Genomic DNA, 17,998 nt, shown 5'->3' on the forward strand with positions numbered 1-17,998 from the left:
AGTTGGATTGAAACAATGAAAAAAACTAAAACGATAACAACAGACGAAATATTACTGACGCTTTGCCAATCAGTAACTAAAGTACTCTCTGGCGCGGGCAACAATAACGTTGCGCACTCGCCGATGGTACAAAAAATACAGAAAACTTGCTTGCGCCCTGACTTAGGCTGCTTTGTACTGTTTGATGGTGGTTTCTCTGGTTTAGTGATCATTAACTTCACTGCCCAGGCAGCGATGGAAATTTATAAGAAATACCTTAAGAGCATGGGTATGCCGGAAGAAGAGTTGGCGCAATTTCATACCTCGGATGAGGTCGGAAATGTGATGGGTGAATTGATGAATCAGATTGTAGGTGACTTTACCAACACTGTTCGATATGACCTGCACACCTCTATCAACCAGAGTCAGCCCAAGATGATGGCGATTAATAAACAGGTACAAATTTTAATTAATACTCAACTGGATCAACCACAAGCCAGACGAGTGACTTTCAGTACGCCAGAACACAATATTTTTTATCTGGAACTGGCGATGGATAAAACCGAGTTTATACAGTTGCATGAATTTGACAAAATTGAACAGGAACATCCTGACGATATTTTGGCAAACGCACAGCAGTATACGCCAGAGAATACCGTTAGCGTTGATGTCGATGTAGATGTAGACGACGACTTTATGAAAAACCTTGGTTTGTAATTGGTATATTTTTAAGGATGCTGAGGCAGGCGCAGCACAAAATGCGCGCCGCCCAATGTCGACTGCATAACACCTATGTCGCCTTTGTGCCATATGGCTACTCGTTGGACAATGGCTAACCCCAGTCCAAATCCGCCGGCTTTTTTATTGCGACTGGCCTCGACCCGAAAAAAAGGTTTAAAAATTTCCTGACGTAAATGCTCAGGTATTCCAGGGCCATCATCTTCAATATCTAATTGCCAACATTGCTTATGCTTGCTCAGCCTTAATCGAATGTGTTGCACCGCATATTTTTTTGCATTAACCAGCAGATTCTGAAGTGCGCGCTCTAAGTAATGGCCATCACCATATAGCACGGCGTGTTCAGGTAATTGCAGGATTATCGCAGCACCGGGCAACGGTTCAAGTTTCTCCTGGACATTGGCAATGAGTTCGGTGAGATCAATTTGTTGCATTTGCAGGGGTATCTGGCCTGTTTCAAGCCGGGCGTAGTCGAGAATTTCATCGACCAACTGTTGCAGCTCTCGTACATCCTGCAACATTAACTGCCTTTCTTGCTCTGGCAGTTGCTGTGCCATTTCCAGTGCAAAGCTGAGGCGGGCAATGGGCGTTCTTAATTCATGAGATACGGCTTGTGTCATTTCACGCTGCAATTTTAGTAGTTCACGTATTTGCATGCTCATCTGCTGAAAGCTTTGCGCGATAGGGGCAATAAATGAGCGGCTGGGTAATTGCAATGTGGTATCAATATTGACGGAAAATTTTGTCAGACTATGTTGTAAACTATTGATGTCGCGCGCTACCGGCCATAACCACGCGGCAACAGCTATGGCTAGCAAGACGAAAAATAAGAGCGTAAACCAGCTAGCACCATCATTTTGTACTAATGTCAGCGGACCGAGCTGCAAAAGTTGCTGGTTGCTCAGATAATAAAAATACACTTTTTCTGCTTCAAATAAGCTGATGACATTACCTTGTTGTAATTGAGCCAGTTCGTCTGCTAGCCAGCTAATACTGTCAGCAGGCTGAGCCAGAATGGTTAGAGGAATAGTGTCAGGCCAGGTCGACGCTGGCTGTTGTAATTGCTGTTGCAATAACGCGGTGTAGCTTGCCAGCCAAGGCTGCTGTGCTGGTGGATTCCAGTGCTGCCATAGCTGCTCTACTGCCCAGCCAGAACCCAGCAGCACCAAAAAAATAAACAGATAAAAATGCCAGAAAAGGCGTTGCATAGGCAAAGTGTTATAGCCACGCATCGGCGACAAATAGGTAGCCTTTGCCCCAAACGGTTTTTATTCGAAAAGGTGTTTCAGCGTTATCGCCCAGTTTGCGGCGCAGGTGCGAGATGCGCACATCTACTGTACGATCTAAGCCATCATACTCACGACCAATTATTTGTTGATGAATAGCTTCACGTTTTACCGTTTGCCCGGCATGTTTTGCTAGCATCCACAGTAAGTCGAATTCATAGCTGGTTAAATCTACCCGTTCGTTGTCATACCAGGTTTCGCGAGAACGCTGTTTTAACAGTAAACGGTCAAATTGCAGCTCTTGCTGTTCGCTCTTATGACTACTTTGGCTGCGACGTAACAAAGCATTAATTCGGGCGACTAAAACGCGCGGTTCCACCGGCTTAATAACATAATCATCGGCGCCTAATTCTAACCCCAACACTTGATCAATGTCGCCTTGCTTAGCCGTAAGTATAAGTACAGGCCCTTTGTACCATGGGCGGATCTGCCTACAGACACCAAAACCATCCAGCCCGGGTAACATTAAATCCAATACAATAAGATCAGGTTGAAATTGGCGGCAATGCTCAGCCACAGCATCCCCCTGGCTTTGTAGCTGCACAACGAAACCATGTTGTGTAAGAAAACTTTGCACCAAAGAAGCAAGGCGAATATCGTCTTCTACCAGTAAAATTTTTGCCATTAGAAAATGCTCCATGGACTGCTTAAGCGACGTCTTGCCGGTTTACGGCTTAGTACTTGCAGTTCAGTTTGTAACAATATTTGGTTGTCGGGGCTGCGTAAGGTGAGTGCTGCATTTTCCCAGCTGAGCTTTTGTTTCCAGTGACCTTGGGTCACATTTTGCCAACATTGGAGTTTTTGCTCTGCCAGATATAAGCAAGTATTTTGGGCGGTGTCACTGTACCAATGCAGTTGCAGTTGAGATTGGCAGCTTTGCTTTTGTTGTTCAGTAACGCAAATTTGCGGACTCACGTCCCAGCAAATGTTTGCGTCGCAGTTCACAGGCAAGTCATGCTGTGTTGTCATACCGCTTAATGCCAGTAATAACCAAAAAGACTGCATTAAAATAACCGGTAACTTACGCCAAAGAACCAGGTTGTAATATTGTTGGTACGCAGCAGCGGGCTGTCGGTCATAGCATCATCCAGATGTAAGTAACGCAAAAACCCTAACACAGCAAATCGCTCTGACAAAGGGTGTTGCCAGCTTAAACGCAGTTCCGGTTGCCAGCTTGGCTTGCCATTATAACGGCGTAAATAGAATGGGTCATTATTATCAATACCATAGTAAGTATCAATAAGTTTGGCACTTTTCCAATTTAACTTTGCAATAAACTGCCATCGACCAAAGGCGTTTTCCCAGTAGCGACCAACGCTAATGCTGGCATGCTGGCCCTGATAGGTGTTGCTGATATCCTGCCACACATTTGATTGCACCTGCCAGTTATCGCTAAACCAATCAAGCTGCAAGCCTGCATCTACTGCAGTAGGGCGTTTACTGATTTCGTGTACTGACGCCTGCATCGGGCCAATTCGCTCTTCAGATATCGATGCATTAGTGAAACTTTGACTAAATTGAAAAACGTTGCCACCAAACCATTTTTGAAAATAGCCTTTCTCTGAATTGAGTTGGCTAACCAGACTTAAATGCCATTGTTCAGATAACGCCCAGCTAGTGCCTAGCTTACCGTTGTCAAAGAACCAATTTTCACCGTAGTAATACACTTCCGGCAACAATATCAAAGGAAGCTCTTCGCCGTCATACAGCGGGTTACTGCGTTGTCCATAACCTAGCGCCAGGCTTAAATACAGCTTTTGCTCAGTGGCACAGCCCGGGTCGTCAAGGCACACCTCTGCGGTGTCAGCTTTCGCTGCCATGCTTAGTACAAAAAGTATTAGTAACCAGTATCGCAATTCGCACCTTAATATTTAGGTTTATTTTCCACTACATCAGTTTAGCAAGTTGCTGCGTTAGACATAAGACAACATAACAATGTTTCACAATTTGCTGTGAATAGTCACAGTATGTCTATTGTTGCGTGGCTAGACTAGCTTAAAAAATAGGTGAGGACATGTTATGAAGCTAAGTATGCTATTTATTGCTGTTACATCGCTTTGGTTGTTAAGCGGTTGTGTAGAAGACTTAACGGCAGACGACACTTCGGCTTATCAGTATTTGGCGCGTGGTAACAGTGCGCAAAGTGACGATAAAATTATTCAGGTAATTAGTAGTCAAGCCAGTTTCGATGATGTTTTTTATCAGGTGCTTAACCGCAGCGGCACCCCGGAAACTATTAACTTTGCTGAATATCAGGTTCTGTTGGTGATGAGCGGCTCACAGCAGCCAGCCAAAGCGTTAGCGGTGGGGGCCTTTCAGGGCCAGGCCACGCAGGTGAATATTGTACTTAAGGCAGAATATGCCGGTGAGAATTGTGCGGTGCCAACAGTCGTGCTACAGCCTTGGATGCTGGTGTTGTTTCCGCGTGTCGACAAACCCTTGTCTATTCAGGAGCAGGTTAAAGTTACCCCCTGCTAGCAGTTCATAGTTGTGAGAGTTCTGAAAGTAGGGCAATGTAATGCTTTAATAACAAAATTGAATCCATCTGCAATACCCTCTATGATAACGTTATAAAAATCATAAGGCGGCGCCCATACGCCCATTCTGATGGCGCGCTCAGATGTATAATTTTCTGTTACAACAGAGCATCAGATGAAAGACAAAGCTACTTCATTCGACATTGCTTACATGGCTGGCGTTTCGCAGTCAACGGTGTCACGTGCACTACGCAATAGCCCGCAGGTAAATAAAGAAACCCGCGAGAAAGTTCAGGCTATTGCCCGGCAACTTAATTACAAAGTAGATAAAAATGCCAGCAATCTGCGTAATCAACGTAGTAGTACGCTGGCGCTGCTGTTGTTTGAAGACCCCACTACCGAACAGTCTCTAATTAACCCGTTTTTCTTATCTATGTTGGGCAGTATTACCCGTGCCTGTGCCAAACGGGGGCAAGATTTATTAGTCTCTTTTCAGCAGCTTAGTGACGACTGGCATGCTGACTATGAAGACAGCAACAAAGCCGATGGCATTATTTTGTTGGGTTACGGTGACTATAAAGATTACGAGGAAAAACTAGAAAAACTGTTAGCGCAGGAAACCCACTTTGTCTGCTGGGGGGCTGACGTGCATGGTCATCCTGAATTTACGCTACGCAGCAATAACCGGCTTGGCGGACGCATCGCGGGAGAGCATTTATTGGCCACTGGCCATAAAGCGTTTGCTTTTGTGGGGAATGCCTCTGCCGGTAGCCCGGAATTTTCAGAGCGGTATTTGGGGTTTGTTGATGCCTTGGTTGATGCAGGCATGGATATTAGCCAGGTACCGCAATATGACGCTAACTTTACCGAAAGTGCTGGTGATCATGCCACTGAGCAATTGCTGGCATCGGGGCAGCAAGTTGATGCTATTTTCTGTGCCAGTGATTTAATTGCCATTGGGGTAATGCGCTGTTTAAAAAGGCGTAACCTAAGAGTGCCGGAAGATATTGCCGTGATGGGCTTCGATGACATCCCCGTAGCATCATTTTCTTCACCCCCTTTAACCACCATACAACAAGACACTACACAAGCTGGCGAGTTGCTGGTAAATAACCTGCTGCAATTAATCAATGATCAGCCAATTACGGTAAATCAGATAGAACCTAAGTTAATAATCCGCAAGTCTTGCGGCCATAATTTGTAATAGGGTTACTCATCAAGTGGTACTGCTGTGGCAAAAGTGAATGTGGCAGCCTGGACATATAGCGGCTCTAATGCTTCGCGTAGCGTGGGGTAAAAGCTTAGTGTGCCAGGTATGGGTTTTACGCCGGCTTTGGCCAACGTTTTTAATGGCTGAAACTGTAAATCGGCAATAACCAACTGGGTTTGGTTTTTATGGCATTTGCTAATGAGCTTGTTTAGCGCTGCAAGGCCGCCGGCGTCTAGCAGTGGCACGCCGTCCATATATAACACTATGCCGCGGCTATGGTCTGTTAAACGGGCAATATCGGCAAAAATCCGATCGGCGGCGGCAAAAAACAGCGGCCCGCTAATTTTTAATACCTGCCAGCCATGAGGAATTGGCTGTTCAACCTGTTTGCGGTTGCCGCTGATATCAGTCACTTTGCTCATTTCAGCAATTTCTTTAACAAACAATAACGCCGCCAGCAGGATGCCGGTGGTAATAGCAATTACCATATCAAACAGTACGGTGAGGCTAAAGCAGGTGACAAACACCCAGATATCGCTGCGCGGTGCGGTTTTAAGTAAATGCAGCGCTTTGGGCGCTTCGCTCATATTCCATGCCACCATTAACAGCAATGCCGCCAGTGCAGCCATTGGCACGTAAGATAACAGTGGTGCCAGCAAGACAAGGCCCAGCAGTAACACCAGCGCATGAATCATCGCTGCTACCGGCGATTGGGCACCGGCTTTAAAATTCGCTGATGAGCGCGCCAGTGCCGCCGTGGCGGTAATGCCGCCGAAAAACGGCGTAATAATATTGCCAATACCCTGGCCCAGCAACTCGCTGTTGGCACTGTGGCGCCGCCCCGACATGCCATCCAACACCACAGCACACAGCAGTGATTCAATTGCGCCCAGCATGGCCATAGCAAAGGCGGCGCCAAGTAAGTCTTTCACTAATTGCCAGCTAAAAACCAGTGCAGCACCGTCTGGGCCGGGGCGCAACCAGGGCCAGTCAAAGTAGGGTAAGTAGGGCGGAATACCATTGCCGCTGTTGCCGTCGGCTAAGTTATAGCTAAAACGTGAACCGATGGTATCAAGCTCAAAACCCAGACTAAGCAGTAGTAGCGCGAGTAAGGTGCCGATAAACAACGCTGGTAGGTGCGCAGGAATGATGGTTCTTAGTTTTGGCCATAGCAGCATTACTGCCAGTGTGATGCCAGCAACAAACAGGCTAGGCCAGGACATGTGTGGTAAACGTAGTGCCAGAGCCGCAATTTTTTCAACATAATGTTCTGGCATATGTGGGATAGCCAAGCCAAAGAAATCTTTAACCTGCAAGGTGGCAATAACCACCGCAATACCGGCAGTAAAGCCTAAGGTGACTGACTCAGGGATATATTCTATTAAACGGCCCAGTCGCATTGCCGCCATCAGTAACAACAATACACCTGACAGCACAGTAGCCAACAATAAACCACTTAAACCGTACTTGAGCGCGACAGGATATAAAATAACTACAAAAGCAGCAGTCGGGCCGCTAATGCTATAACGCGAGCCGCCGGTTAGCGAGATAACAAAACCGGCAATAATCGCGGTATATAAACCGTACTGCGGTGCCACACCGGAGGCAATAGCCAGCGCCATAGCTAGCGGTATGGCAATAATGCCGACAGTAATACCGGCCAGCAGATCTTTACTGAGTTTATTCAGGCCATAGCCTTCGGCCAGCACCTCGCGTAGCGCATGGCCAATACGCAGGGAAAACAGATGGGAACGGTCAGACACCACAACTCCGCAACAGCAGAACAGGTGTAATGAGCTTAGCAACAAACCCTGCTTGGCGGTATGCGCTATTAGTCTGACAACTAATTGTTTTTATGCTGCTGCAGTTTAGTAATGCAGCGGCAGAATGGCTTACAGGTATTGTTTTAACCAGGCCGCGGTTTCGGCATCGGCTTCTGCGCGGTTGGGATGCATACCATGATTGGCGCCCGGGTATACTACCAGTTTATGCGGATGATCTTTTTCGGCCAGTGCTTTTGCCAAATTCTGCGATTGCGCCACTTCTACCCTTTCGTCTTTATCGCCATGTAAAAGCAGTATCGGCAACTTGGGCGGTAGTTTATCCAGCCATTGCAGCACCGAGCGCGCCTGTAATTGTGCGGATTTTTCTGTAGCATAGTTAGGAATAAATCTGGTGAAAATATTTTCCATCGCTGGACGTACTACCAGGCTGGCTTCCAGATCGGCCACACCTGCTTCAACAATCAATGCCTTTAGTTTTGGCATATTACGTGCGGCCAGATAACTCATCATGCCGCCACGGCTAAAACCTTTCATCGCAATCCGCTCGCTGTCAGCTTCGGGCATGCCGTTAATGATTGGCAGCAGGTTTTTAATGTCGTTTACATCATTGCCGCCAAACTGATCAAGCTGCATGTCACCAGTGACAAGGGTTGGAAAGGCTTTAGCACCGCGATACTGGCTGGCAATGACAATATAGCCAAGCTCTGCCAGTGGCATTACATTGTGCTGAATTGCGCCATAAACCAAAGTGCCACCCTTAGCATTGCCACCGCGGTTATAAATCACAACGGGTAACTTTGCATCTGCTGCAGTATTTTTTGGTCGTACCATTACGCCTTCCACCAGAACACCGTCAGATTCATAGGCGAATACACGACAATCCAGCGTCTGCTGCCGCCGTTCAACATCAGCTCTGGAGAAGCGTTGGCCAAACATTGCGGCATTAAATTTTGGCTTTTTACTCATCATAGCCAACCAGCTGTCATAGCTGGCAAAGGGGCCCATATAGCAGCTGAAGTTTTGTTTTAGCGAGCTTGCTGTGGAAAACGCCGGTAATAACTGCGGGCCTTTTGGGCTTTTTATCGGTTCAGCATGTGTGGCAGTTGTCAGCAGTAAGCTGCTGAGTAACATAAGATAAAGCTTCATACACATTCCTTGTTAATTTTATTGAAACGATAAATTAACAAGCTGGCGAAGGCAAGAAAAAACCGCCGCTAAACTAGCCGGCGGTTTCAGGGAGAGCGATATCTACTTAGTGCTGGCTGTTTAAAATCAGCAAACCATGGGCTGCAAGCTGCTGACCATTAACATCAAACGCCCAGTTAGCGCTTAAGCCGTCGCGGTTAATGGTGCTAATATCCTGCGCACTGTCGGCCAAATTCAGCACAAACACGCTTTTACTGCCGTTGAGTTCTCGTGTTATTTGCACTATGCCATTGGCTAACTGGTTTACCTGATAGCTGCCATCAGTTCCCAACTCTGGCCGCTGTTTTTTCAACGCAATTAAAAGCTTATATAGCTGCCATACTGAATTAGGTTGCGCTTGCTGTGCTGCGACACTGCGATCGGTTGCACTAAGTTGCTTCGCCAGAAAATCCGGATACCAATTTGGGAAGCCGTCGCCAAACAATGCTAATTGCTCCACCCAGCTATTCGCGCTTTGGGTAAAGCCGGCTTGCTGGGTGTTATCCCACAGCATGGGTGCACGTTTAAACACGTCGTGGCCGCTACGGTCCTGGGTTAAGCCAATTTCTTCACCGTAATAAATGTACGGCGTGCCGGGTGAGCTGAACAGCATGGCTGCGGCTAACTTGGCTTTGGCGTTATCTTGCTTAAGCTGGTAGGCAATACGCTCTTGATCGTGGTTGGTTAAAAACGGCGCAAAAAAGCTAAGCGGTGCGACAGAATCAGCACGTTGCTGCACATTCTGCTGTAGTACCGAGGCATCAGCAGTTTTTTGTGCATTAGACTGCATAGTACCAAACTGTGCTTCGCCGCTGGCATCGGGTTTTAATAATCCCAAAATTTTGTAGCCCACTTCAAAATCAAAACCCTGGTCTAAACCGGTGCCGTCGCCGAAGTAACGCGCTGCAACAGGAATATCTACCCAGGCTTCGCCAACTAAATAGGCTTGTGGGTTTACGCTTTTGACAAACTGGTTAAAATCCTGCCAATAGGCAATGGTTTCGGCTGTGTCGGCTTGAGCATCCGGGCCACCTTCCATGGCAAAGCGCACTGCGTCTAGGCGAAAACCGGCAACGCCTTTATCCAGCCAGAATTTGGCCATTTTTTTCATTTCAGCTATTACATCGGGGTGGCGCAGGTTAACATCGGGCTGGCTGGCGCCAAAGGCAGCATAATAATAAGCTTTACGCGTGTCGTTGTAGTGCCATACAGCTTCAGGGTTGTCGTTATTGCTCCAGGCGTGGCCCCAGCCGCTGCCGGCTGCTGGCATATCGTCGCGCCAAATAAAGTAATCTTTATACGGTGCTTCTCCGGCTGCTGAGCGCTTAAACCAGTCATGTTCACTAGAGATATGGTTAATCACTAAATCCAGAATCACTTTCATGCCTTTGGCATCCGCTGCCTGAATAAAGGCTTCAAATTCGGGCATGCTGCCATAGTCACTTTCTACCTGATAAAACTCGGTAAAGTCATAACCATGGTAGGACGGCGCTTCAAACATTGGCGTTAGCCACAGTGCATTTACCCCCAACTCCTGTAAATAGGGCAGCTTAGCGGTCATGCCGTTAAAATCACCATGGCCGTCGCCGTTGGTATCATAAAAGCTGCGCGGCCAAATTTGATAAAACACGGCGTTTTGCCACCAGGCTTCACTTTGTAATGTGCTGGAATGGCTATGCTGTGCCGCTGTCGAAGGTGTTATGTTGTTTGCTTGGTTACCATCATTTTGTGGCGCTGGTTTACAACCCGCCAACAATAAAGACAATGCCAGTGCGCTTAAAGTAAAGGCTTTCATTGCATCCCCGTTTGTATTTTCTATGTTGCACCATAGCGCTGCAACGCCGTGCTGCTATGCTTGCTTATTGTTCGTAATAACGCCAAAACAGTGCAACAACAAGATGAATACGTATGCACAGTTTTGCGCAAAATGGCTGCTATCGTGTAGCTTAGGCAAACAAATACGGTTTCATATCATAATAAAAATATCCGGGGACGAGTAATGAAACAACCTAAGTTATCCTTCTGGCAGATCTGGAACCTCAGTTTCGGCTTTTTAGGGGTTCAAATAGGCTTTGCACTGCAAAATGGTAACGTTAGCCGCATCTTGTCAGACTTAGGTGCTGACTTGTCGTCCCTGTCGTTATTCTGGTTGGCTGCACCTATCATGGGGCTGCTGGTTCAACCTATTGTGGGCGCTGCCTCAGACCGAACCTGGAACAAACTGGGCAGACGCTTACCCTTTATGCTTGGTGGTGCCATTGTGGCGGCTGCAGCGATGGTGTTGTTACCTAACGCGTCAATGATGGTGGCGTTTATTCCGCCAATGTTGTTTGGTCTGGTGATCTTTGCCATTAAAGACGCGGCGTTTAACGTTACCTTTCAACCGTTTCGATCCTTGGTATCGGACATGGTGCCGGCGGAGCAGCGCAACCTGGGTTACTCGGTACAAACGTTGCTGATCAATATCGGTGCGGTGTTTGGCTCTATTTTGCCGTTTGTACTGACTAACGTCGTCGGGCTGGAGAACGCCTCTAAAGCCGGTGAGGTGGCGCCCTCGGTAGTGTGGGCGTTTTACATCGGCGCAACAGTGCTGTTAGGCAGTGTGTTATGGACAGTGTTTCGCACCAAAGAATACGCGCCAGAACAATATTATGCTTATAAAGGCCTGGATTCAGAGGCACAAGCGCTGGCAGAGCAGGTACGCCAATCACGTTCGTTAACTGAAAAACTCAGTGATTTCTGGCAAACAATGAAAAGCATGCCGCGCATAATGAAACAGTTGGCATTGGTGCAGTTTTTCTCCTGGTTTGCGCTGTTTATTATGTGGACTTACTTTCCCGCCGCTATTGCGCAAAACACCTGGGGTGTGGGCGTAGAATGGTACGATGGCAGCTACATTGCGCAAATGGGCGGTGTACCGGCGCATATTGCTGCAGCTAAAGGCGCAGCAGGGGACTGGGTAGGTATTTTATACGCTGGTTACTCGCTGTTTGCTGTGCTGTTCTCCTTGGTCATGGCTAAACTGGCTAACCTGTTTGGCCGTAAGTTTGTCTACTCCATGTCGTTGTTAGCCGGCGGTTTAGGCTACTTAAGCTTTGTGCTGTTTACCGATCCCAGCATGACGCACGTTAACTTGCTTATCACCCAGGTAGAAATCCCCAAAGGCGCGTTAGGTTTGATGCTGCCCATGATAGGTGTAGGTATCGCCTGGGCGGCAATTTTGGCGATGCCTTATGCAATACTCGCTGGCGCGTTACCGCCAGAGAAAACCGGTGTGTACATGGGCATATTTAACTTTACCATTGCTGCGCCACAGATTATCTCAGGTTTAATTGCTGGCTGGATTTTAGGCTCCGTGTTTGAAAACCATGCCGTCTATATTGTGATGCTGGCCGGTGCTGCCATGGTGCTGGGCGCACTGTCGGTGTGGTTGGTGAAAGAACCAGACACTGTCACAGCGAAATAACATCCCGCTATATTAACAAAGGCGCCCTTGGGCGCCTTTGTTGTTTTTTAGCGATGCTGATCCAGCATAATCTGGTTGCCGTCCGGGTCTTCCAGCACAATATGCGCAGGGCCGCTGCTGTTGGCATCTGCGGCTACTGCCAGCGTAATACCTTGCTCTTGTAGCTGTTTTTGAATATCGCGTACATCGGTAAATTCAGCCAGGTGTTGCGCGTTGCTGTCCCAGCCCGGATTAAAGGTAAGAATATTCTTATCGAACATGCCTTGAAATAAACCGATAACCGTAGTGCCATTTTTCAGCACTAGCCAGCCCTGGCTTTGGTCGCCACCTTTGTAAGTAAATCCGAGCTTTTCGTAAAAGGCTTTGGAAGCGGCAATATCTTTAACCGTTAAGCTGACAGAAAATGCACCCAGATCCATTTTTATCTCTCCTTACTGGAATTGTTTAGCCAGCTTAGCTGCGTTTATAAGCCTCTGCCAGCCAATGCTTAACGTGATCATCAATATCCGTTGCACAGGTTAAGCGTATGCGGTGGCTGCACATGGCATTAAAGCTGCCAGACGCTTCAAGTTTTCCTGCCGGTTCAACTCCTTTTAAATTAAGTCCTAAGTCTAGCCGGGTTGCAGTTGAGGAGGAAATTAAGGCTTATATAGCTGCAGCATAAATCCAGCACTGGGTGCCAGATTGTAATGTGACTTGAATACGTACATACGCTTCAACTTCGTAGTCATCTGCTTGCGCCAATTCCGCATCCGTTAAATTGAATACGGTACCGCTCACCTCATTGGCAATATTACCGCTGTAACGCAAAATAGGATGCATAGCTTTACCACTCTCACGCAACACACGCGCGTCGGTAATTTCTATTTCAGCTACGATATAGCCTTGCAGTAAGTCTTTGCTGCCGTTTAACTCGCGGCCAAAATTAGCCAGTTGCACTTCACGTTGTTGCAATGTGCCGTAGGAAAATAATAAAGGCATGGTTTACCTTGTTAGTCTCTGACGCAAAACAAATCTATTAATACAAAGCATGCTGTGAAATATGCTTTGATATTTCGATAATCGCTGTTTTGCCACTGAATTCAAACCGCACCTTGCCAATGGCAGAGAAATACAGCTCCAGTTCTGAATCCAGATCAAAGGTACCAGAGGTTTCTACTGAATAAGCGACAATATTTTTGTAAGGCATTGAAGTGAAGTCTTTTTTACTGCCAGTAAGGCCTTGCACGTTTACGGCTATGATGCGTTTAGTGGTAAACACCACGCCGTCACGCATTGAACTGTAGCTGTCGACAATGCTTTCATCACCAAGCAGCAAGCTGCTAACTTTTTCGGCATACTCGGGGTTTTGTTTTAGCTTAAACACTGTTTTATTGTTAAAGTCGATCATGTTAACTCTATAGTTGTGTTAGTTTAAGTCACTCAAACTTAAGCATTATCGCTTAGTAGGTGCGTTTCTAATAGACTGACAATCTGGCTTACCGTGAGTTCAGGCCTATCATGTTCAGAGCTACTGTGAATGTCACCAGCTTTATTACCAATGGCAACTGTAAACCTGTCAGGGCTGCTGTCAGGCAATAAGAATACAATTTTCCGGTCAAGTGCTGAACAATCAAGTGTTATAGCATCGGCAGCCACACCTTGATTACGCAAGGCTTTATCCATAATACCCATTACTGTATGTACTTTTGGGTGTTTTGCATAAAACCTATCGTTCGCTTTAGCGATGAGTTCAGACAGGGCTTTTAACGCAGGCTTCATCTCGCTAATGCTCCAATGTTTTACTGCCAAATACACTATAGAATGTTTTTTTGTGGTAAAGCAACGCCAGCTACTTCTGTTACTGTGCCAGCGTTAGCGCGGTCGATAATTTTAATTAGTACTGATTGAATGGTTTCATCGTTGCGCACATCTTGCGTGCTGGTAAAGCGCTGTTGCTGCGGTGCGTCGCCTTCAGTTAAGACAAAACTAACTACCACTTCAGTAGCACAATCTTCAGTAGCACCAAAGTAGGCCAATTCAATTTGTGGGTAACCGCCAAAGCCTTTGTTGATAAGTTTGGCGATACGTTTTTTCGCTTTATCTACGTGCATGTTAGGGCCTTATGCCGGATCAGTCTGGCAAAACTATAACACCAAACGTGAGTGGTTATAGCAGATAACGTTTAGTGGCGGTAACGCAGGGAAATGGCAGTTTGTGTGGCGGTAGTGGAAGCTAATAAGCTTTTTCAATCAGCAGTTCAATTTGCTTAAACTCAGCCGGGCAACTAGTTTTCCTCGTAGGTAACAAACATCATCGCGTCTAGCGTAAGGAATTAAGTAGCAATCACCAGTATTTAAAATAGAACAGCGTAAAGAAGTGCAACACTAAGGGGTAGTGAAAGCAGAGCAAACAGCCACACCTGCTTGGTGAGTGGTGGCAGTACAGTTTGGGCAAAGCGCTGGTGCCAACGCCATGGCAATAGCAGTAATACCATACTAGTAACAACAATCAACCAGCCAAACAGCTTAAATACGTAGGAGAAATGCATGCTTGGGGCTGCCAGTATAAGGGCCGCACCAACAAGCAGCCTTAGGCTGATTTCGCTGTAATGTGCCCGCGCAGAGTTGGCAAACCCATTCAGAAAATGTGCCGCTAGCCGTGGCCTGAATACCGAAGCCACTGCCAGGCAAAGAAGAAAAACCCCAGTTAGAGTAACAATCGCCTGGGCGAATAACGTAATCATCGAATACTTGTCCTGCGTAACAGCAAGGTTATAAGCTAGAAAGATGGCTTGTAGTGTTGTCTATAAGACTAGATCTTAATTAGCTATAACGCCCGCCACTCACGTGAGCAACTCGCGATTCCAGTCCCGTGGAGGCCACGATGTTAGTGGCCGGAACGAAATTTAGTAACTTGTTAGCTGCCAACCTTATTTACCAGTAGCGTCAGTTTTTGAGCACCAATTTCCATTGTTGCCTCTTTACCGTAGGCAACAGTAAATGAAGGATTCATCGTACTATCACCAACGGTAACTGCAGCAACAATACCTGCGGTTTCATCTTGGTTTGGTTTAACTGTAAGGTTATAGCTGAAGCCATTATCCATAGTGATTGAGCCCATTTTATCTGCCTCAACTACCATGGTTGGAGAAGCAACCAGTTTGCCCTGAGAGTACACAGACGTGGATACTTGGTAAGTATCAGCCGCGAAGCATGACACCGACGCCAGTAAAGTAGTAACCAGTAAACTTGCCTTAATTTTCATTTTATCTTCCTTATGTGATTTGAGGCCGAAACACAGCTAACGCAAAGCTTTGGGGCGACAATAGCGCCTTGTCATACATCATCGTTTAACAACCTGTGCAACGCATCTATACGCTTATTGATTTTTTTGCTTTCTGCATGCAATTCGGCACTCATACCAAAAATAAGTATTAAAAAAACATACAATACAGGCTGCTGCATGATTTCTGGGTACATCAAGATTAAAAATGCTATACCTAAAACCATGCTAGCAAATCTGATTACACTGCCTTTCCAATTTGGACGAAGCCTTTCAAACTCCTCTAATATTGCTTCTTTTCTTTGCATTTTATTAAAAAGCAAATGAGCTTCAACTTCATTTTTGGTCATGAGGTGTCCCTATTTTCACACGGAAATTTTCTTTATATCCAGTATTTACATTTTGTTAAACTAGCTAATATTTTTCACTAAATCAACTACATCTTACCTGGTCGAAGCATAAAATGGGTGTTGAAAGTGGGGGCAAACTTGCGGTGTGTTGATTAACGAAAAAAGCGCTGATTTTCAGCGCTTTGTAGAACGTTTTGCGTGGGTTTAGTTTTCTGCTTTAAAGCGGATGGCGGCGCCGCCGCTGCTGGCGACTGGTAAAGTTAAGCTGTCGTTGGCGGTTACGCTTTGCTGCTCGATAATCATCTCGTACGGTTTAGTACGCCAGTCGGCGTCTTTACCATCGCGGTAAATTTGCGCGCTAAAGCGTTTACCAGCCGGTAAAAAGTCCAGTTTTACCGTAACAGTGCGGGGCTTTTCGTCGGTAAGCGCGCCAACATACCAGTCATCGCTGTGTTTATCCTGGCGGGCGAATACCACAAAATCGCCGACTTCGCCTTGCAGTGCTTTGCTTTGTGCCCAGTCGGAGGGTACGTCTTTAATAAACTGAAACGCAGCAGGGTGGGCGTCGTAATGCTCGGGTAAGTCGGCCACCATCTGAATGGGGCTGTACAGCACCACATATAATGCTAACTGTTTGGCTAGTGTGGTTTGCACGCGGTTTTCTGCATCCAGCCCGTTATAAGCCAAATTAAAAATGCCGGGCGTGAAGTCCATCGGGCCGGATAACATCCGGGTAAACGGTAGCATGGCCGTATGCTCTGGTGGGTTCGGTGGTGAGCCCCAGGCGTTATATTCCTGGCCACGGGCGCCTTCGCGGCTAAGCCAGTTCGGGTAGGTGCGGCGCAGGCCGGTGTCTTTGATGGGTTCATGGGTATTAATGCTGATCTGCCGTTTGGCTGCTTCAGTCACTGAATACAGATAATGGTTTACCATCAACTGGCCGTCGTGCCACTCTTTGCGCTCTATACCGTTTTCATCTATTCGTGTCGCCTGGCCGCCGTCGGCAACATAGCCGGTTTTTATTTGGCTAATGCCATGTTTGGCATATAAGTCGTAGGCATTTGCTATTTGCGCTTCATAATTGCTGATATGACCCGAGGTTTCATGGTGGCCCACCAGCTTCACGCCTTTTGATGCACCGTAAGCTGTAACCTCGGCCAGGTCAAAATCAGCGTAGGGCTTAGTAAAGTTAAATACCGCGCCGTTTAAAAACCACTCGCCGTCCCAACCGATATTCCAACCTTCCACTAATACGCCATCGAAACCATTTTTGGCAGCAAAGTCGATATACTGTTTAGTATTCTCAGTGGTGGCGCCGTGCTTAGGCCCGCTGCCCCAGGTTTGGGTCGCTAGGTGCATACCCCACCAGATGCCAGCATATTTACCCGGTTTTACCCAGGAAACGTCGCCAAGTTTATTTGGCTCGTTCAAATTTAATATAAGGTCAGAATTTATCAGGCCAACGGCATTATTGGCGATTTGGATAGTGCGCCATGGCGTGGTAAAGCTGCCGTTGGTTTTTACCCGAATACCGTCTGACCAGGGTGTTAAATCGCTTTTAAGTACGCCGTCGCGTTGCTGATCCAACACCATGGCAGCAAAATCGACCAACGCTGCTTCATGAATACTAAGATGCACGCCGCTTGGCAGTTTAAAGGTAAAGGGCGTATGGGCGCGGTCGACTTCGTTTAGCGCTGTAGTGCGATACAGCATTTCATAGCGGTTCCAGCCGCGGCCAGGTATCCACCAGGCGGTGCTTTGTTTGCTGTCGCTAATACGAAATTCCGTTAGCTCATCAATAATGTCCAGCTTAGCTACGCCTTGCTGCGGTACTTCGTAGCGAAAGCCCAGGCCGTCGTTAAACAGCTTAACGCGGAGGGTAAAAGGCGCTTTGCGCTCTGGGTGCTTAAGCGTTACTGCTAATTCGTTATGCTGGTCTAGTACCGTTGCACGTTCGCCCCACGGCTGCTGCCAGTTTTGGTTCACGCTATTGCGGCTATGGCCGGTAATTTTATAGCCTTCCCCCAGCGCTGGTAGCTGCAGAAAACGAAAGCCCAGTGCAGAAGGCGCTATTACCTGTTGGCCGTGAAACTGCACCTGATAGCTAAGGTGGGTGTCGTCTAGTATCAGTTCGATATTGCCATCTGGTGATGTCACACTTAAGGTGGCGGCGGACAAAGATAAGCTGGTTATAACGGCAAACAGCGGACACAGGGCAGAAAACAGGCGCATAATTTTTCCGATACAGTAACAAAGGTT

General features: G+C 47.0%; 21 protein-coding genes. 4 read left to right on the top strand and 17 right to left on the bottom strand.

From position 1 onward, the window contains the following. Window positions 1-15: 15 nt before the first annotated feature. A complete protein-coding gene (locus tag ORJ00_RS06670) occupies window positions 16-696 on the top strand; it encodes a DUF3334 family protein (RefSeq protein ID WP_027670002.1) in 681 nt (226 codons plus the stop codon). Window positions 697-707: 11 nt separating this feature from the next. Here ORJ00_RS06670 and ORJ00_RS06675 read toward each other — a convergent pair whose 3' ends face one another. The 4 genes from ORJ00_RS06675 to ORJ00_RS06690 are packed head-to-tail and all read right to left on the bottom strand — an operon-like array spanning window position 708 to window position 3,823. Beyond that, complete coding sequence (locus ORJ00_RS06675) at window positions 708-1,925, bottom strand: ATP-binding protein (protein ID WP_306139350.1); 1,218 nt, start codon at window positions 1,923-1,925, stop codon at window positions 708-710. Between the two features lie 10 nt (window positions 1,926-1,935). Beyond that, on the bottom strand, window positions 1,936-2,628 hold the full coding sequence (locus ORJ00_RS06680) for a winged helix-turn-helix domain-containing protein (protein WP_027670000.1): 693 nt from the start codon (window positions 2,626-2,628) through the stop codon (window positions 1,936-1,938). After that, window positions 2,628-3,008 (bottom strand): DUF3019 domain-containing protein, encoded by a 381-nt coding sequence (locus ORJ00_RS06685; protein ID WP_027669999.1) that lies wholly within the window; start codon window positions 3,006-3,008, stop codon window positions 2,628-2,630. The genes ORJ00_RS06680 and ORJ00_RS06685 overlap by 1 nt, the downstream gene beginning before the upstream one ends. Then, window positions 3,008-3,823, bottom strand: a complete 816-nt coding sequence (locus tag ORJ00_RS06690) for a MipA/OmpV family protein (RefSeq protein ID WP_240474820.1) — start codon at window positions 3,821-3,823, stop codon at window positions 3,008-3,010. Before ORJ00_RS06690 ends, ORJ00_RS06685 begins: the two co-directional genes overlap by 1 nt. 199 nt (window positions 3,824-4,022) lie before the next feature. On the opposite strand from ORJ00_RS06690, the gene ORJ00_RS06695 reads away from it, so the two are divergent. Together ORJ00_RS06695 and ORJ00_RS06700 are read left to right on the top strand one after the other, a co-directional pair. Further along, the gene (locus ORJ00_RS06695; protein WP_027669997.1) at window positions 4,023-4,481 is read left to right on the top strand and encodes a hypothetical protein; all 459 of its coding nucleotides are present in this window, start codon (window positions 4,023-4,025) and stop codon (window positions 4,479-4,481) included. A gap of 174 nt (window positions 4,482-4,655) precedes the next feature. Further along, on the top strand, window positions 4,656-5,684 hold the full coding sequence (locus ORJ00_RS06700; protein ID WP_306139352.1) for a LacI family DNA-binding transcriptional regulator: 1,029 nt from the start codon (window positions 4,656-4,658) through the stop codon (window positions 5,682-5,684). Between the two features lie 5 nt (window positions 5,685-5,689). Here ORJ00_RS06700 and dauA read toward each other — a convergent pair whose 3' ends face one another. The 3 genes from dauA to ORJ00_RS06715 all read right to left on the bottom strand — a co-directional run bounded on the left by dauA (window position 5,690) and on the right by ORJ00_RS06715 (window position 10,454). Next, a complete protein-coding gene (gene dauA / locus ORJ00_RS06705; RefSeq protein WP_306139353.1) occupies window positions 5,690-7,453 on the bottom strand; it encodes a C4-dicarboxylic acid transporter DauA in 1,764 nt (587 codons plus the stop codon). 129 nt (window positions 7,454-7,582) lie between these two features. Beyond that, window positions 7,583-8,620, bottom strand: a complete 1,038-nt coding sequence (locus tag ORJ00_RS06710; RefSeq protein ID WP_306139354.1) for an alpha/beta hydrolase family protein — start codon at window positions 8,618-8,620, stop codon at window positions 7,583-7,585. Window positions 8,621-8,726: 106 nt separating this feature from the next. Continuing rightward, on the bottom strand, window positions 8,727-10,454 hold the full coding sequence (locus tag ORJ00_RS06715; RefSeq protein ID WP_306139355.1) for an alpha-amylase family glycosyl hydrolase: 1,728 nt from the start codon (window positions 10,452-10,454) through the stop codon (window positions 8,727-8,729). Window positions 10,455-10,658: 204 nt separating this feature from the next. On the opposite strand from ORJ00_RS06715, the gene ORJ00_RS06720 reads away from it, so the two are divergent. Then, window positions 10,659-12,125 (top strand): MFS transporter, encoded by a 1,467-nt coding sequence (locus ORJ00_RS06720; protein WP_027669993.1) that lies wholly within the window; start codon window positions 10,659-10,661, stop codon window positions 12,123-12,125. Window positions 12,126-12,172: 47 nt separating this feature from the next. Here the strand turns inward: ORJ00_RS06720 and ORJ00_RS06725 are convergent, their stop codons facing one another. The 10 genes from ORJ00_RS06725 to ORJ00_RS06770 form a co-directional block, all read right to left on the bottom strand. After that, window positions 12,173-12,544, bottom strand: a complete 372-nt coding sequence (locus ORJ00_RS06725) for a VOC family protein (protein WP_027669992.1) — start codon at window positions 12,542-12,544, stop codon at window positions 12,173-12,175. A 34-nt stretch (window positions 12,545-12,578) separates the two neighbouring features. Beyond that, window positions 12,579-12,764: a DUF5655 domain-containing protein gene (locus ORJ00_RS06730; RefSeq protein ID WP_306139440.1), complete on the bottom strand. Its 186-nt coding sequence runs from the start codon at window positions 12,762-12,764 to the stop codon at window positions 12,579-12,581. A 6-nt stretch (window positions 12,765-12,770) separates the two neighbouring features. Beyond that, on the bottom strand, window positions 12,771-13,106 hold the full coding sequence (locus ORJ00_RS06735) for a gamma-glutamylcyclotransferase family protein (RefSeq protein WP_027669991.1): 336 nt from the start codon (window positions 13,104-13,106) through the stop codon (window positions 12,771-12,773). A 37-nt stretch (window positions 13,107-13,143) separates the two neighbouring features. Further along, window positions 13,144-13,515 (bottom strand): PH domain-containing protein, encoded by a 372-nt coding sequence (locus ORJ00_RS06740; protein WP_027669990.1) that lies wholly within the window; start codon window positions 13,513-13,515, stop codon window positions 13,144-13,146. A gap of 38 nt (window positions 13,516-13,553) precedes the next feature. Then, entirely contained in the window at window positions 13,554-13,886 is a 333-nt protein-coding gene (locus tag ORJ00_RS06745; RefSeq protein WP_306139356.1) for a hypothetical protein, read from the bottom strand. Window positions 13,887-13,921: 35 nt separating this feature from the next. Then, window positions 13,922-14,218, bottom strand: a complete 297-nt coding sequence (locus ORJ00_RS06750) for a hypothetical protein (protein ID WP_306139357.1) — start codon at window positions 14,216-14,218, stop codon at window positions 13,922-13,924. Between the two features lie 242 nt (window positions 14,219-14,460). Further along, the gene (locus ORJ00_RS06755; protein WP_027669987.1) at window positions 14,461-14,850 is read right to left on the bottom strand and encodes a hypothetical protein; all 390 of its coding nucleotides are present in this window, start codon (window positions 14,848-14,850) and stop codon (window positions 14,461-14,463) included. Window positions 14,851-15,023: 173 nt separating this feature from the next. Further along, a complete protein-coding gene (locus ORJ00_RS06760) occupies window positions 15,024-15,371 on the bottom strand; it encodes a hypothetical protein (protein WP_306139358.1) in 348 nt (115 codons plus the stop codon). 71 nt (window positions 15,372-15,442) lie between these two features. Then, on the bottom strand, window positions 15,443-15,739 hold the full coding sequence (locus ORJ00_RS06765; protein WP_027669985.1) for a hypothetical protein: 297 nt from the start codon (window positions 15,737-15,739) through the stop codon (window positions 15,443-15,445). Window positions 15,740-15,943: 204 nt separating this feature from the next. Then, window positions 15,944-17,971: a glycoside hydrolase family 97 protein gene (locus tag ORJ00_RS06770; RefSeq protein WP_306139359.1), complete on the bottom strand. Its 2,028-nt coding sequence runs from the start codon at window positions 17,969-17,971 to the stop codon at window positions 15,944-15,946. Window positions 17,972-17,998: the final 27 nt, after the last annotated feature.

This window comes from Rheinheimera baltica (assembly GCF_030731985.1).
GTDB classification, from domain to species: domain Bacteria; phylum Pseudomonadota; class Gammaproteobacteria; order Enterobacterales; family Alteromonadaceae; genus Alishewanella; species Alishewanella baltica.